This window comes from Escherichia sp. KTE114 (genome assembly GCF_000407765.1).
Taxonomy (GTDB): Bacteria; Pseudomonadota; Gammaproteobacteria; order Enterobacterales; family Enterobacteriaceae; genus Escherichia; species Escherichia ruysiae.
In genome coordinates, this window is sequence record NZ_KE136626.1 from 4,000,062 (window position 1) to 4,014,912 (window position 14,851).

Consider the following 14,851-nt stretch of genomic DNA (forward strand, 5'->3'; position numbering starts at 1 on the left):
CGGATTAAAGTGCTCAGCGTGGTTGCAGACAGTTATCTTCTTTCCAGCCGTACAGCCACTCCATACCACGATAAAACTCTGCCTGCGATTTCCCTTTCCACAGCAGATTACGCACCTGGCGTTCTACCCCCGCAGCGTGGTATACCCGCCCCATTTCACGTGTCGACCAGACGATGCGCGCGGTGCGTGGAATACGTACCGACTCATACAGCGCAAAGGCTTGTGCCGCATCGCCGTCACATTCAGCCAGCGCCTTACCGAGCGTCACCGCGTCTTCCAGTGCCATACAGGCCCCCTGCGCCATATATTGCGCCACCGGATGCGCCGCATCGCCCACCAGCGTTATGCGCTTCGTTCCCCACTTCGCCACCGGTTCGCGATCGGCAGTTGACCAGCGTCGCCATGAGGTCGGTTTATCCAGCATCTGGCGCGGGCGTGGATGAATGCCTTCAAAATAGGAGAGCACTTCCTCTTTACTGCCATCCTTCACGCCCCACTCTTCCTGCTGGCGACTGTGGAATGTTACCACCAGGTTATACTGCTTGCCGCCGCGCAAAGGGTAATGCACCAGGTGACAGTGCGGCCCCGCCCACAGTACCGGCGCGTTAATACGCAAATCTTCCGGCATATCGGCACAATCGATAACCGCACGGTAGACCACATGCCCGGTAACGCGCGGCACATCGCCTAATAAGCTCTGACGCACCACTGACTTCACGCCATCACAGCCAATCAGAATATCGCCGCTCCAGCTATTGCCGCGATCGTCGAAAACGGTAACATCGTCCGGCGTCTCGCGAATATCCACGACGGTCGTAGAGGTGTGATATTCGACGTCCGGGTGGGTCAGTACCGCTTCCCACACCGAGGCATGAATATCAACGCGGTGGATCACCGCATAAGGGCCGCCGAAATGGTCACGAAAGGCCTGACCGGTTTCAATGCGCACCACTTCTTCGGCGTTTACCGCGTCCATCATAGTGATGTGATCGGTAAACACCGCGCGCTGACGGGCAATTTCGCCGACGCCAAGGCTGTCCAGCGCCGAAAACGCGTTCGGCCCCAGCTGGATGCCCGCGCCAATCTCACCAATCTCATGCGCCTTTTCCAGCAGCACCACTTTGATCCCCTGGCGGGCCAGTGACAGCGCAGTTGCCGCACCGCCGATCCCGCCTCCCACAATTACTGCGCGTGTCACTTTCGTCATTATGGTTCTCCTGGTCAGGCTGAAATTTTATCTTGTTGATTTTCTGGTGCGGCAGCGATGAACGCTGGCAGCTGCATGCAGGCGTCGTACACTGCTTTACAGCGCGGATATGCACTCAGGTCGCAGTTCATGCGTAACGCATTTGCCCATTGTGGGACAAGGCAGCAGTCTGCCAGCGTCGGCGTCTCGCCCACGCAAAATTGTCCCGACTGGCTCTGGCGCAGCAGTTGTTCCACCGCGCTTAACCCTTGCTGGATCCAGTGCGCATACCAGCGTTTTTTCTCTTCTTCACTGACGTTCAGTTCTTCGGTCAGGTAGCGCAGCACGCGCAGGTTATTCAGAGGATGAATGTCGCAAGCGATGGCATAGACAATTTCCAGCACCTTGTTGCGAGCCGGTTCTTCCTGCGGCAACAGCGGAACTTGCGGATAATGACGATCCAGCCAGTCAATTATTGCCAGCGATTGACCGAGTGACTCGCCATCATCGGTCAGCAGCGTCGGCACCAGCCCGACCGGATTCATCCGCCGGTAGGCCAGTTCGTTTTGCTGACCAATGCGGATATTCACCCCTTCGGTCTGGTAATCAATGCCCTTCAGCGCCAGCGCAATGCGTACCCGGTACGACGCTGAACTATTAAAAAAACTGTACAGCTTCATCATGCACCTCAGACAATCTTCACCGCGATAGGGGTTAAACCCTCAACGTTGCCCGTGATCACATCGCCTTTCACCACCGGGCCAACACCTTCCGGCGTGCCGGTGAAGATCAGATCGCCCGGTTGCAGTTCAAAGAAGCCGGACAGGTAGCTGATGGTTTCATTCACTGACCAGATGAGATGACGAATATCGCTGCGCTGATGATCTTCGCCGTTAACCTGTAACCAGATTGGCGCGTTATCAATACCGCCGGTTTCGCTGGCTTTGTGCAGCGGCGCGATGGGCGCAGAGAGATCAAACGCTTTACCAATTTCCCACGGACGCCCCATCTGGCGCATCTCCATTTGACGATCGCGACGAGTCATATCAAGCCCCGTGGCATAACCCCAGACATATTCATGGGCGTTTTCCAGCGGGATATCGCTGCCCTTTTTACCAATTGCCACTACCAGCTCAATTTCATAATGGTAGTTATCGGTCTGCGCCGGATACGGCAGCGCCAGCGTTTCGCCAGCGGCAACCGGAACAACGGCATCCGCTGGTTTGCAGAAGAAGAATGGCGGTTCACGATCCGGATCGAAGCCCATTTCGCGGGCGTGGGCAGCATAGTTACGCCCGACGCAGTAAACGCGGCGCACGGGGAATTGTTCATCACTGCCAACAACCGGTACGGTAACGGGCGCTTGCGGTTCGAATACGTATTGAGTCATTTTTTCTCTCCCAAATTAATAACGCGCTTCGCGGAACAGCCCCAGGGCTTCTTGTACCGGTCTGTCCGAAAAACTAAATAAAACGGTATCTTGCGTGGTCTGGAACGACACGCCGTGCCAGGTCGGCACCACGAAGATATCTTTTGCACTAAAGGTGAAGGTTTCATTGCCGATAGTGACCTGCCCGCCGCCTTCCACCACGTGGTAGATGGTGCTGTCAGTAGTACGCGCCACGCGGGAGGCGAACCCTTTCGGCAACAGTTGCAGGAAAGCGCCCATCGACGGCATCGGATAGCCGCCGGTGACCGGGTTGACGTAGCGCATTTTGTAGCCATCCCACTCATCGGCATCGCCCAGGCGGGTTAAATCGTGCAGCACTTCGCGGCTTCGGTCATAACGATAGTTAAAGATCGGCGAAGAGTTCCCCGTCTGATGGCGCAGCGGCAACATATTGGCGGCATAACGCGGCAGGTAATCCCCCTCTTTGCGCGTTACCGGTTGTTGCTCTTCTGGGTAATCTTCGGCAAAACCGCAGCCCAGAGTGTTCACTAATGGCAGATCCAGTCCATCGAGCCAGATAACCGGTTCGTCACCAGGGTTACCGTGATCGTGCCAGCGCCACTGCGGGGTCAGGATAAAATCGCCCTCATTCATTGGCGTGCGTTCGCCATCAACGGCGGTAAATGCGCCTTTACCTTCAACAATAAAACGCAGCGCCGACTGGTTATGACGATGGCTTGGTGCCACTTCGCCTGGCATGATCAGTTGCAAACCGGCATACAAGGTGGCGGTAATGGAGGACTGACCGCGCAGCGCCGGGTTTTCCAGCACCAGTACGCGACGCACCGCCTCTTTCGCGCCAATCAGGCTGCCGCTCTCCAGCAACAACGGGCGGATCTCCTGATAATTCCAGTACGCTGGCGCACAATTAGCGTTGGGCGTTTTCGGCACCAGATGGTGCAACGACTCCCACAGCGGGGTCAGGTTTTGCCCGGAAATGTGTTGATAAAATTGCTCGCGGCTATTTTGATTGTTATCAGTCATTGAGATGCTCCTTATTCGTTCACAACGCCTGCGCGAGGCAGTGAGTCAGGGACAGAGGTCGACTGGCGAACGACGGTAATCAGCAGCGTTAACATCACCGCACTGATCGCCGCAGGCACAGCGATAATGAAAAACAGAGTGTCGAAAGAGAAATTCATCGCCATCATCACGCCGCCAGAAAGCGACCCGACAATCGCGCCGCAGCGGCCGACGGCGTTTGACCAGCTCACGCCCGTGGCGCGGCTTTGCGTTGGGTAGAGCGTGGCGGTCAACGCGTTCAGCCCCACTTGCGATCCGCTGATGCCAATGCCAGTGCCAAAGACAGCCAGTGCCATCAGCCATAATCCGTCCTGGCTTAGGCCAATCATCACGATGCATACAACGCCTATGGCATAGCTCACAGCCAACACGCGGAAAGGATTGAATTTATCCATCAGTACGCCCAGCGCCAGCGCGCCCAACGTGCCGCCAATCTGGAATGCGGCAGTGACCCAAGACGCATGTTGCAGGTCGATACCACGATGGTTAAGCAGCGTCGGCATCCAGCTTGAGAGCAGGTAAATGATCAGCAGGCTCATGAAGAAAACGACCCACAGCATCAACGTGATGGTTAACTGACGCCCGGCAAACAACTGGCGAATGCTGCCTTTGGCAATAGCTGCTGGTTCATTGAGATAAAAGTGGGTATCGACATAACGCTCGTGAGTCATGGCACTCACGGTTTTTGCAATTACCGCCTGCGGTAACTGGCGGCGCACCTGCCAGCGAGGCGATTCCGGCAAAACCACCAGCAGCGCGATAAATAAAATCAGCGGTAATACGCCTCCCAGCACCAGAATGCCGTGCCAGCCAATCACCGGCACCAGTTGTGCGCTGACAATCCCGCCAAAGGCTGACCCCAGCGTGAAACCGCAAAACATCAGCGTTACCAGCGCGCCGCGACGACGAGCTGGCAGATATTCCGACGTCATGGTGATGGTATTCGGCATTGCGCCGCCAAGCCCTAACCCGGTGAGAAAGCGCAGGATTACCAGTGTTTGCAGATCTGGTGAAAAAGCAGAGGCAAGACTTAGCGCACCAAATAAAAAGACGCACAACTCAATGACCCGTTTGCGCCCAAAGCGATCGGACAACGGGCCGCAAAGCAGTGCGCCTGCGGTTAATCCCAACAGACCCGCACCAAACAGCGGCGCGAGATCGCCTGCGGAGAGTTGCCAGTGAGTACGAATATCGGGAGCGATAAAGCCGATAGCCGCCGTGTCAAAACCATCGAGCATTACCACCAGAAAACAGCAGATGATAACGCGCCACTGCATCTTGCCGACCGGAGCGGCATCGATCAGTGCTTGTAAATCACGTCGTTGAGTCATAGTGAATGCCTCAGTGCAGGTAAGGTAGATGTTTCTATTGTTTTGTATATGTTGCGATATTGTGATTAAAGAGATGAAATGTACAATGGCATTTTCGGCAGAGAGATAACCTGGAGGTTATGGCAAATGGCAAACTGGGCGCAGAAATTAAAACTTCATCACCTGCAAATGCTGGTGGCGCTGGGCGAACAAGGCAATCTGACCCATGTAGCGCGGATGATGAATATCACCCAGCCTGCGCTGTCGAAATGGCTGTCACAACTCGAAGATGAGATCGGCCTCACACTCTTTGAGCGGCACAGCAAAGGGCTACGTCCAACCGAAGGCGGCAAATTGTTACTGCAACATGCTCAACGGTTAATCAACGACATGGAGCGATCGCAGCATGAACTGGCGCGCTTTAAACAAGGCGGACTGGTCGGCAGTCTGAAAATAGGTTGTTCTCCTGTCGCCACTGACTGCGTATCCCAGGCGATTTTGCATTTGCTACAAGAGATGCCGACGCTGCACCTGAATATCGAAGAGAAGGTGATGACGCCATTACTGCAAGACCTGCTGGCAGGTTCTGTGGATGTAGTGGTTGGTCGTATTGGTGGTCGTGCGCTGCAACTGCCGCTGAATTATCAGGTGCTCTACACCGAGCCTGTGTGCTTTGTCGCTCGCCCGAACCATCCACTGGCGAAATATGCCACTCTTGGCTGGAATGATCTGGCTAACTGGCGCTGGATAGTCTGGCCGACCGGGACACCTATTCGTCTCAGTATTGATAATGCGCTGGTAGAACATGGCGTGATGCTGCCAGAAAACACCATTGAATCGGCATCAATGAACGTCAGCACCAACCTGCTACAAAGCAGCGACATGATTTCTATACTCTCTTTACGTCTGGCGCAACGCTATGCCAGTCAGGGGCAACTGGTGATCCTGAATCTGCCGAAGATAGAACAGAAAGGCAGCGTCGGCGTGTTCTGGCGTAATAACGAAACGCCCTCCCGTGCGCTAAGTCGGTTTCTGCACTTTTTGAACCAGAATTAGACCTCTGAATTGGGCGCTTGCCCGATCTCCATCTCCTGTAATTCAACTATGCTCAGATTTCATGATGTGATCGGTAGCACGTTTTACAGATTAATTGTATGATGAATCCATCTCATCTGGGGTGTTGATCATGAGTAAGACACTGAACATTATCTGGCAATATTTACGCGCTTTTGTCCTTATTTATGCCTGCCTGTATGCAGGCATTTTCATTGCTTCCCTGCTACCGGTAACCATTCCGGGCAGCATCATCGGGATGCTGATCCTCTTTGTCCTGCTGGCCTTGCAAATTCTTCCGGCGAAGTGGGTCAATCCGGGGTGCTACGTACTGATTCGCTATATGGCGCTATTGTTTGTGCCGATTGGCGTAGGCGTTATGCAATATTTTGATTTGCTACGCGCACAGTTTGGCCCGGTAGTGGTTTCCTGTGCCATTAGTACGCTGGTGGTTTTTCTGGTGGTGAGCTGGAGTTCGCACCTGGTACACGGTGAACGTAAAGTCATAGGTCAGAAAGGATCAGAGAAATGATGGCGAATATCTGGTGGTCGTTACCGCTGACATTGATTGTCTTTTTTGCCGCCCGCAAACTGGCAGCGCGGTATAAATTTCCATTGCTCAACCCGTTGCTGGTGGCAATGGTGGTGATCATTCCTTTTTTAATGCTGACCGGTATCTCTTACGACAGCTATTTTAAAGGGAGTGAGGTTTTAAACGATCTGCTGCAACCGGCGGTGGTGGCGCTGGCCTATCCTTTATATGAACAGCTGCATCAGATCCGCGCGCGCTGGAAGTCGATCATCACCATTTGCTTTATCGGCAGCGTGGTCGCGATGGTGACAGGCACGTCCGTGGCATTGCTGATGGGCGCTTCACCGGAAATCGCCGCGTCAATCCTGCCGAAATCGGTGACTACGCCAATTGCGATGGCGGTTGGCGGCAGTATTGGCGGTATCCCTGCAATTAGCGCAGTTTGCGTCATTTTCGTCGGTATTCTGGGCGCGGTGTTTGGTCATACATTGCTTAATGCGATGCGTATTCGCACCAAAGCGGCGCGCGGTCTGGCGATGGGGACGGCCTCACACGCCCTCGGTACGGCACGCTGTGCCGAGCTGGATTATCAGGAAGGCGCATTTAGTTCGCTGGCACTGGTGCTGTGCGGGATTATTACCTCGCTGATCGCACCGTTCCTTTTCCCGATAATTCTGGCTGTAATGGGCTAAAATTTTGCGATGCGTCGCGCATTTTTGATGTAAGTTTCACGCGTTGCATAATTAATGAGATTCAGATCACATATAAAGGCATAACGGGTTCGTAAACTGTTATCCCATTACATGATTATGAGGCAACGCCATGCATCCACGTTTTCAAACTGCTTTTGCCCAACTTGCGGATAACTTGCAATCTGCACTGGAACCCATTCTGGCAGACAAGTATTTTCCCGCGTTGTTGACCAAAGAGCAGGTCTCTTCGCTGAAGAGCGCAACGGGGCTGGACGAAGACGCGCTGGCTTTCGCACTGCTGCCGCTGGCGGCGGCCTGTGCCCGCACGCCATTGTCGAATTTTAATGTTGGCGCTATTGCGCGCGGCGTGAGTGGAACCTGGTATTTTGGTGCCAATATGGAATTTATTGGCGCGACAATGCAGCAAACCGTTCATGCCGAACAAAGTGCTATCAGCCACGCCTGGTTGAGCGGTGAGAAAGCACTCGCCGCTATCACCGTTAACTACACGCCTTGCGGTCACTGCCGTCAGTTTATGAATGAACTGAATAGCGGTCTGGATCTGCGTATTCATCTACCGGGTCGCGAAGCGCACGCGCTGCGTGACTATCTGCCGGATGCTTTTGGACCGAAAGATCTGGAGATTAAAACACTGCTGATGGACGAGCAGGATCACGGCTTTGCACTGACCGGCGATGCGCTTTCTCAGGCGGCAATTGCAGCGGCAAACCGTTCACACATGCCTTACAGCAACTCCCCAAGCGGCGTGGCGCTGGAATGTAAAGATGGTCGTATTTTCAGCGGTAGCTACGCTGAAAACGCGGCGTTTAACCCGACTCTGCCGCCATTACAAGGAGCGTTAATTCTGTTGAATCTCAAGGGTTATGACTACCCGGATATTCAGCGCGCGATTCTGGCAGAAAAAGCCGATGCGCCGTTGATTCAGTGGGATGCAACCTCCGCAACGCTTAAAGCTCTCGGCTGCAACAATATCGACCGCGTTCTTCTCGCTTAAGCCTGGTGCCGGATGCGGCGTGAACGCCTTGTCCGGCCTACAGGTCTGGCACACTGATAAGCGTCGCATCAGGCTTGCCAACTTATCCTGGTGTCGAAAATCCCGGCAAACAGTTTGCCGTTTCTTGCGCAAAGCCCGCAGGTAAAGTAGCCTGATTGAAATTCCCCAAGATCGAGTTTTCTGCATGTTAAAGCGCGTGTTTTACAGCCTGTTAGTCCTGATCGGCTTGCTGCTGTTGACTGTGCTCGGCCTCGATCGCTGGATGAGCTGGAAAACTGCGCCTTATATCTACGACGAGTTACAGGATCTCCCCTACCGCCAGGTCGGCGTGGTACTTGGCACCGCGAAGTATTATCGCACCGGGGTAATTAATCAGTATTACCGCTACCGTATTCAGGGCGCAATAAATGCCTATAACAGCGGTAAGGTGAATTATCTATTACTTAGCGGCGATAACGCGTTGCAGAGTTATAACGAACCGATGACCATGCGCAAAGATTTAATTGCCGCTGGTGTCGATCCGGCTGATATTGTTCTCGACTACGCAGGTTTTCGAACCCTCGACTCTATCGTACGCACGCGCAAAGTGTTCGATACTAACGACTTCATTATTATCACTCAGCGTTTCCACTGTGAACGGGCATTATTTATCGCTCTGCATATGGGTATTCAGGCGCAGTGTTATGCCGTACCATCACCCAAAGATATGTGGTCGGTACGTATTCGTGAATTTGCCGCTCGTTTCGGCGCTCTGGCTGATCTTTATATCTTTAAACGTGAGCCACGCTTTTTAGGTCCGCTGGTTCCAATTCCGGCAATGCACCAGGTGCCGGAAGATGCGCAGGGGTATCCGGCCGTTACCCCCGAACAATTACTTGAATTAGAAAAGAAACAAGGAAAGTAGTTATGGATGTTCAGCAGTTTTTTGTCATTGCCGTTTTTTTCCTGATCCCTGTATTTTGTTTTCGCGAAGCCTGGAAAGGCTGGCGTGCTGGCGCAATTGATAAACGGGTTAAAAATTCCCTGGAACCGGTGTATGTCTGGCGTGACAAAAATCCCGGACTCTTCTTCGCTTATATAGTGGCATATAGCGGCTTCGGACTTTTATCCATCGGTATGATTATTTATCTTATTTTTTACCGGTAATATTATTTCTTCCTCTTGTTAATTATTGAGAATAATTATTAGTTCACCCGCAGGCTGCGGATATAACATTCTGAACCGCAGCTATTTGTGAATCTTTTCACAGTTTAAATTCCCCCGCACGCTTAGCCTTAATATTAGTACGTTATATTTACCCAAAATAATTTGAGTTGCAGAAAGGTGCGATGTCGCAGCACATGCCACTTGAAGTATTGCGGGTAAAACAGGCGTTCGCCTTAATTACCCATAGCATTAAGGAAGATCACATGCCGCAACAAAATTATCTGGATGAACTCACTCCGGCTTTTACGCCTTTACTGGCGATTAAAGAAGCCTCCCGCTGTTTATTATGTCACGACGCGCCCTGCAGCCAGGCTTGCCCGGCGCAAACCGATCCGGGGAAATTTATTCGCTCAATCTATTTTCGTAATTTTAAAGGTGCTGCCGAGACAATTCGCGAAAATAATGCGCTCGGTGCCGTTTGCGCCAGAGTGTGCCCTACGGAAAAATTATGCCAGAGCGGTTGTACCCGTGCGGGTGTCGATGACCCCATTGATATTGGTCGCTTACAACGTTTTGTTACTGATTTTGAACAACAAACTGGAATGGAAATTTATCAACCAGGCAGCAAGACGCGCGGTAAAGTCGCGATTATTGGTGCTGGTCCTGCCGGATTACAAGCCAGCGTGACGCTGACCAATCTGGGCTACGACGTCACAATTTATGAAAAAGAAGCGCAGCCCGGTGGCTGGTTGTGTAACGGTATTCCGCAATTTCGTTTGCCGCAGTCGGTGCTGGATGCGGAAATCGCTCGCATCGAAAAAATGGGTGTAGCCATTAAGTGCAACTGTGAAATTGGCAAAACGCTTTCGCTGGAACAACTGAAAGCAGAAAACCGCGCAGTGCTGGTCACCGTGGGGTTATCGAGCGGTTCTCGGCTGCCGCTGTTTGAGCATAGCGACGTTGAGATCGCCGTCGATTTCCTGCAACGCGCGCGTCAGGCACAAGGCGATATCCGCATCCCGCAAAGCGCATTAATTATTGGCGGCGGCGATGTCGCGATGGACGTTGCCAGCACGCTGAAAGTTCTCGGCTGCCAGGCGGTGACCTGTGTAGCGCGCGAAGAGTTAGATGAATTTCCGGCAAGCAAGAAAGAGTTCACCAGCGCCCAGAAATTGGGGGTATCGATTATTGATGGCTTTACGCCAGTGGCGGTAGAGGGCAATAAAGTTACCTTTAAACATGTTCGTTTGCCGGGCGAACTGACAATGGCAGCGGACAAAATTATTCTCGCCGTCGGTCAACATGCCGAACTTACCGCTTTTGCGGCGCTGGAGCCGAAGCGCAACATCATCGAAACGAAAAATTACCAGACTCGCGACCCACAACTGTTTGCCGCTGGCGATATTGTTGAGGGCGACAAAACCGTGGTTTATGCCGTGAAGACCGGAAAAGAAGCCGCCGAGGCGATTCATCACTATTTAGAGGGAGCTTGCTCATGTTAACGAAAGATCTTTCTATTACCTTTTGCGGCGTGAAGTTTCCCAACCCATTCTGCCTCTCTTCTTCGCCGGTCGGCAACTGCTACGAGATGTGCGCCAAAGCCTACGACACCGGCTGGGGCGGCGTGGTGTTCAAAACGATCGGCTTTTTTATCGCTAACGAAGTTTCGCCTCGTTTTGATCATCTGGTGAAAGAAGATACCGGTTTTATTGGCTTCAAAAACATGGAGCAGATTGCCGAACATCCCCTGGAGGAGAATCTGGCCGCTCTGCGTCGGTTGAAAGAAGATTACCCTGACAAGGTGCTGATCGCCTCGATCATGGGGGAAAATGAGCAACAATGGGAGGATCTGGCGCGTCTGGTGCAAAAAGCAGGCGCCGATATGATCGAATGTAATTTCTCCTGCCCGCAGATGACTTCTCATGCGATGGGGAGCGATGTCGGGCAAAGTCCGGAACTGGTAGAAAAATATTGTCGTGCGGTGAAACGCGGTTCCACTTTGCCGATGCTGGCGAAGATGACGCCGAATATCGGTGATATGTGCGAAGTGGCGCTGGCGGCGAAACGCGGCGGCGCAGATGGCATTGCGGCGATTAACACCGTCAAATCCATCACCAATATCGATCTTAATCAGAAAATTGGTATGCCGATCGTCAACGGTAAATCGAGTATTTCCGGTTATTCCGGTAAAGCGGTGAAACCAATCGCCCTGCGCTTTATTCAGCAAATGCGTACCCATCCGGAACTGCGTGATTTCCCGATTAGCGGTATCGGTGGTATTGAGACCTGGGAAGATGCAGCGGAGTTTTTATTACTCGGTGCGGCAACGTTACAGGTGACCACAGGCATCATGCAGTACGGTTATCGCATTGTGGAAGATATGGCGAGCGGGTTGTCGCATTATCTTGCCGATCAGGGGTTTGATTCATTGCAGGAGATGGTTGGCCTGGCGAATCATAATATTGTCCCGGCGGAAGATTTAGACCGTAGTTATATCGTCTATCCCCATATTAATCTTGATAAATGTGTCGGCTGTGGGCGCTGTTATATTTCCTGCTACGACGGTGGGCATCAGGCGATGGAATGGGATGATAAATCGCGCACGCCGCACTGTAATACCGAGAAGTGCGTCGGTTGTCTGCTTTGCGGTCATGTCTGTCCGGTGGGGTGTATTGATCTCGGGGAAGTGAAGTTTAAGAAAGGAGAAAAAGAACACCCGGTAACGTTGTAGAACCAGCGTCGCATCCGGCATTTGGCTCCTGTCGCCGGATGCGGCGTAAACGCCTTATCCGGCCTACAAAACCACACAGATCATGATGTTATGTGCATTTATGACCGAATGCGAGCCACATTCATATCACTTCTTACGCGCGTATTTCAGTGAATCCAGCGCCACGGCGAAGATAATAATCGCCCCTTTGATGATGTACTGCCAGTATGGGTTTACGCCGATGTACGTCAGGCCATAGTTGATGACCGTAAAGATAATAACCCCGGTCACCACGCCAATCACCGTCCCCACACCGCCGCTGAACGATACGCCGCCCACCACGCACGCCGCGATAGCATCCAGCTCATACATAAAGCCGAGGTTGTTAGTCGCAGAGCCGATACGTCCGGCTTCTAACATTCCGCCGAAGGCATAGAACACACCAGACAGCGCATAAATCATCAGCAGATTCAGGCCGACGTTGACACCAGAAACCTTCGCCGCTTCCGGGTTACCGCCGATAGCAAAAATGTTCTTACCGAAGCGGGTTTTGTTCCACAGTACCCAAACGAACGCCACGGCAATCAGCGCGTAGAAGGTGATGTAAGAGAGCCGGAAACTCCCCAATGCAATAAAGCCCTGGGCAAAGGTGGAGAAACCGCTATCAAAACCGGAAATCGGTGACGCACCCACAAAATCGTAATAGAGCGAGTTAATGCCGTAGACGATAATCATCGTGCCGAGCGTGGTAATGAACGGCGTCACGTTGAGATAAGCGATAATCAGACCGTTGATTAAACCGATAACCGCACCAATGGCACAGACAATCAGAATAACCAGCGCAATCGGCATCGTCGCCATTTCCGGGAACACTTTGTTGGCGTTTTCCATCGACTGCAATAACGTCGCTGCCACCACCGCTGCCAGCCCTACCTGGCGCCCGGCAGAAAGGTCGGTTCCCTGGGTGACAATTAACCCTGCCACGCCGAGCGCGATAATAATACGTACCGATGACTGGGTAAGAATATTACTTAAGTTCAACAGACTTAAAAAAGTAGGATCCTGGAAAATTATAATCGCCAGCAAAACTAAAAGAACGACGTAAATACCGCCCTCTTTCAGGTAAGTAAGAAAACTTTTCTTATTTAACGCACTCATGGGAAGCCCCTAATCTTAAAGGTGCAAAGACGCAAGACGCAGAATTTCGTTTTGCGTTGTTGTTTTTGTATCGACAATTCCAGAAACGAGACCATTGCTCATCACCAGAATACGGTCTGTTATCCCTAACAACTCTGGCATTTCTGAGGAGATAATAATAATCCCCTTGCCTTTCTTCGCCAGTTCAGCAATTAACTGATAAATTTCAAACTTCGCCCCAACATCAATACCGCGCGTCGGTTCATCGAGCATTAATATTTCCGGTTGCGTTAGCAGCCAGCGACCAATAATCACCTTTTGCTGATTACCGCCGGAGAGCGAACCAATTTGTGTTCGATGCCCCGGCGTTTTTACCCGCATTGAATCAATAACCCACTGGGTATCGCTTTTCATCCGCGAGTTATCCAGTAACCCAACTTTATTTTTGTAGTTGCGAATATTGGAAATTAACGAGTTAAAACCAATATCCAGATAGGCATAAATTCCCGTCGAGCGGCGCTCTTCGGTCACCAGTGCAAATCCGTGGTTAATAGCTTCGTTGGCGTTATGGTTATTGATCTTTTTGCCGTGCAACGTAATGGTGCCAGCCGATTTCTCGCGAATACCAAATAACGTCTCAACGATATCAGTACGTTTCGCTCCCACCAGACCGGCAATACCGAGGATCTCCCCTTTGTGCAGATCAAACGAAACATCGCGGATGGAAGGCTGGCGCAGCGACGTCAGGTTACGCACTTCCAGAATCACTTCGCCTGGCGTGTTTTGTTTGTCCGGGAAACGCTGGTTAAGAGAACGCCCAACCATCATGGCGATGATCTTGTCCATCGTCAGCCCTGCCAGCGGTTCGGTGGCGATCCACTGACCGTCACGCAATACGGTGACTTCATCACATAACTGGAAAATTTCTTCCATTTTATGCGAGATATAAACAATACCGCAGCCGCGCTCTTTTAATTTACGAATAATAGTGAACAGATGATTGACCTCTTTTTCGGTTAACGAAGAAGTCGGCTCATCCATAATCACGATTTTCGCGTTATAGGAAAACGCTTTGGCGATTTCGATCATTTGCATTTGCGAAACAGATAATGTCCCAACCCGCGCACGCGGATCGATATCAATATCCAGTTCATCAAAAATCGCTTTGGTTTCACGGTACATTTTGTCCTGATCGACAAACATGCCTTTGGTGGGATATCGCCCCAGCCACATGTTGTCCATCACCGACCGTTGTAATACCAGATTTAACTCCTGGTGTACCATCGAAATACCATTTTCCAGTGCTTCTTTGGCAGAATGAAAATCGATCTCTTTACCCTGGAATAAAATGGTGCCGGAGTCTTTTTGATAAATACCAAACAGGCATTTTAATAATGTCGATTTTCCTGCGCCGTTTTCTCCCATTAATGCATGGATAGAATGTGGCCGGACTTTTAAATTAACGTTATCAAGTGCCTTAACACCGGGAAAGGACTTGTTGATACCGCTCATTTCCAACAAGTATTCCCCGGAAGACGAAGCCGTTGAGCTGACCATATAATTTTACCTTGTTGGCCATACAATAAGGGCGCAGTAA

The 14,851-nt window shown here is 51.7% G+C and carries 15 protein-coding genes; 8 read left to right on the top strand and 7 right to left on the bottom strand.

All coding sequences use genetic code 11. The annotated features are described in order from the left end of the window. Positions 1-13: 13 nt before the first annotated feature. The 5 genes from WC5_RS02245 to mhbT are packed head-to-tail and all read right to left on the bottom strand — an operon-like array spanning position 14 to position 4,990. On the bottom strand, positions 14-1,207 hold the full coding sequence (locus WC5_RS02245) for a 3-hydroxybenzoate 6-monooxygenase (RefSeq protein ID WP_000170160.1): 1,194 nt from the start codon (positions 1,205-1,207) through the stop codon (positions 14-16). Positions 1,208-1,221: 14 nt separating this feature from the next. Further along, on the bottom strand, positions 1,222-1,866 hold the full coding sequence (maiA, locus tag WC5_RS02240) for a maleylacetoacetate isomerase (RefSeq protein ID WP_000781172.1): 645 nt from the start codon (positions 1,864-1,866) through the stop codon (positions 1,222-1,224). A gap of 8 nt (positions 1,867-1,874) precedes the next feature. Beyond that, on the bottom strand, positions 1,875-2,576 hold the full coding sequence (locus tag WC5_RS02235; protein WP_000196041.1) for a fumarylacetoacetate hydrolase family protein: 702 nt from the start codon (positions 2,574-2,576) through the stop codon (positions 1,875-1,877). Between the two features lie 15 nt (positions 2,577-2,591). After that, positions 2,592-3,620 (bottom strand): gentisate 1,2-dioxygenase, encoded by a 1,029-nt coding sequence (gtdA, locus tag WC5_RS02230; RefSeq protein WP_000131692.1) that lies wholly within the window; start codon positions 3,618-3,620, stop codon positions 2,592-2,594. Between the two features lie 11 nt (positions 3,621-3,631). Further along, on the bottom strand, positions 3,632-4,990 hold the full coding sequence (gene mhbT / locus WC5_RS02225) for a 3-hydroxybenzoate transporter MhbT (RefSeq protein WP_000194205.1): 1,359 nt from the start codon (positions 4,988-4,990) through the stop codon (positions 3,632-3,634). A 126-nt stretch (positions 4,991-5,116) separates the two neighbouring features. Here mhbT and WC5_RS02220 point away from each other — a divergent pair, with 126 nt between their 5' ends. The 8 genes from WC5_RS02220 (at position 5,117) to preA (ending at position 12,138) form a co-directional block, all read left to right on the top strand. After that, positions 5,117-6,025 (top strand): LysR substrate-binding domain-containing protein, encoded by a 909-nt coding sequence (locus tag WC5_RS02220; protein ID WP_016231819.1) that lies wholly within the window; start codon positions 5,117-5,119, stop codon positions 6,023-6,025. A 130-nt stretch (positions 6,026-6,155) separates the two neighbouring features. Next, the gene (locus tag WC5_RS02215) at positions 6,156-6,554 is read left to right on the top strand and encodes a CidA/LrgA family protein (RefSeq protein WP_001516704.1); all 399 of its coding nucleotides are present in this window, start codon (positions 6,156-6,158) and stop codon (positions 6,552-6,554) included. Continuing rightward, complete coding sequence (locus tag WC5_RS02210) at positions 6,551-7,246, top strand: CidB/LrgB family autolysis modulator (protein WP_000968208.1); 696 nt, start codon at positions 6,551-6,553, stop codon at positions 7,244-7,246. Before WC5_RS02215 ends, WC5_RS02210 begins: the two co-directional genes overlap by 4 nt. A 130-nt stretch (positions 7,247-7,376) precedes the next feature. Further along, positions 7,377-8,261 carry a cytidine deaminase gene (gene cdd, locus WC5_RS02205; protein WP_000553574.1) on the top strand — a complete coding sequence of 295 codons (885 nt, stop codon included), beginning with the start codon at positions 7,377-7,379 and terminating at the stop codon, positions 8,259-8,261. Positions 8,262-8,445: 184 nt separating this feature from the next. After that, on the top strand, positions 8,446-9,165 hold the full coding sequence (gene sanA, locus WC5_RS02200; protein ID WP_000920075.1) for an outer membrane permeability protein SanA: 720 nt from the start codon (positions 8,446-8,448) through the stop codon (positions 9,163-9,165). Positions 9,166-9,167: 2 nt separating this feature from the next. Then, complete coding sequence (locus WC5_RS02195; RefSeq protein WP_000383083.1) at positions 9,168-9,407, top strand: DUF2542 family protein; 240 nt, start codon at positions 9,168-9,170, stop codon at positions 9,405-9,407. 263 nt (positions 9,408-9,670) lie between these two features. Beyond that, positions 9,671-10,909: an NAD(P)-dependent oxidoreductase gene (locus tag WC5_RS02190; protein ID WP_016231820.1), complete on the top strand. Its 1,239-nt coding sequence runs from the start codon at positions 9,671-9,673 to the stop codon at positions 10,907-10,909. Next, complete coding sequence (preA, locus tag WC5_RS02185) at positions 10,903-12,138, top strand: NAD-dependent dihydropyrimidine dehydrogenase subunit PreA (protein WP_000956050.1); 1,236 nt, start codon at positions 10,903-10,905, stop codon at positions 12,136-12,138. The genes WC5_RS02190 and preA overlap by 7 nt, the downstream gene beginning before the upstream one ends. A gap of 126 nt (positions 12,139-12,264) precedes the next feature. Here preA and mglC read toward each other — a convergent pair whose 3' ends face one another. Next, on the bottom strand, positions 12,265-13,275 hold the full coding sequence (gene mglC, locus WC5_RS02180; protein ID WP_001275121.1) for a galactose/methyl galactoside ABC transporter permease MglC: 1,011 nt from the start codon (positions 13,273-13,275) through the stop codon (positions 12,265-12,267). A 15-nt stretch (positions 13,276-13,290) separates the two neighbouring features. Further along, the gene (gene mglA, locus WC5_RS02175; RefSeq protein WP_000255012.1) at positions 13,291-14,811 is read right to left on the bottom strand and encodes a galactose/methyl galactoside ABC transporter ATP-binding protein MglA; all 1,521 of its coding nucleotides are present in this window, start codon (positions 14,809-14,811) and stop codon (positions 13,291-13,293) included. Positions 14,812-14,851: the final 40 nt, after the last annotated feature.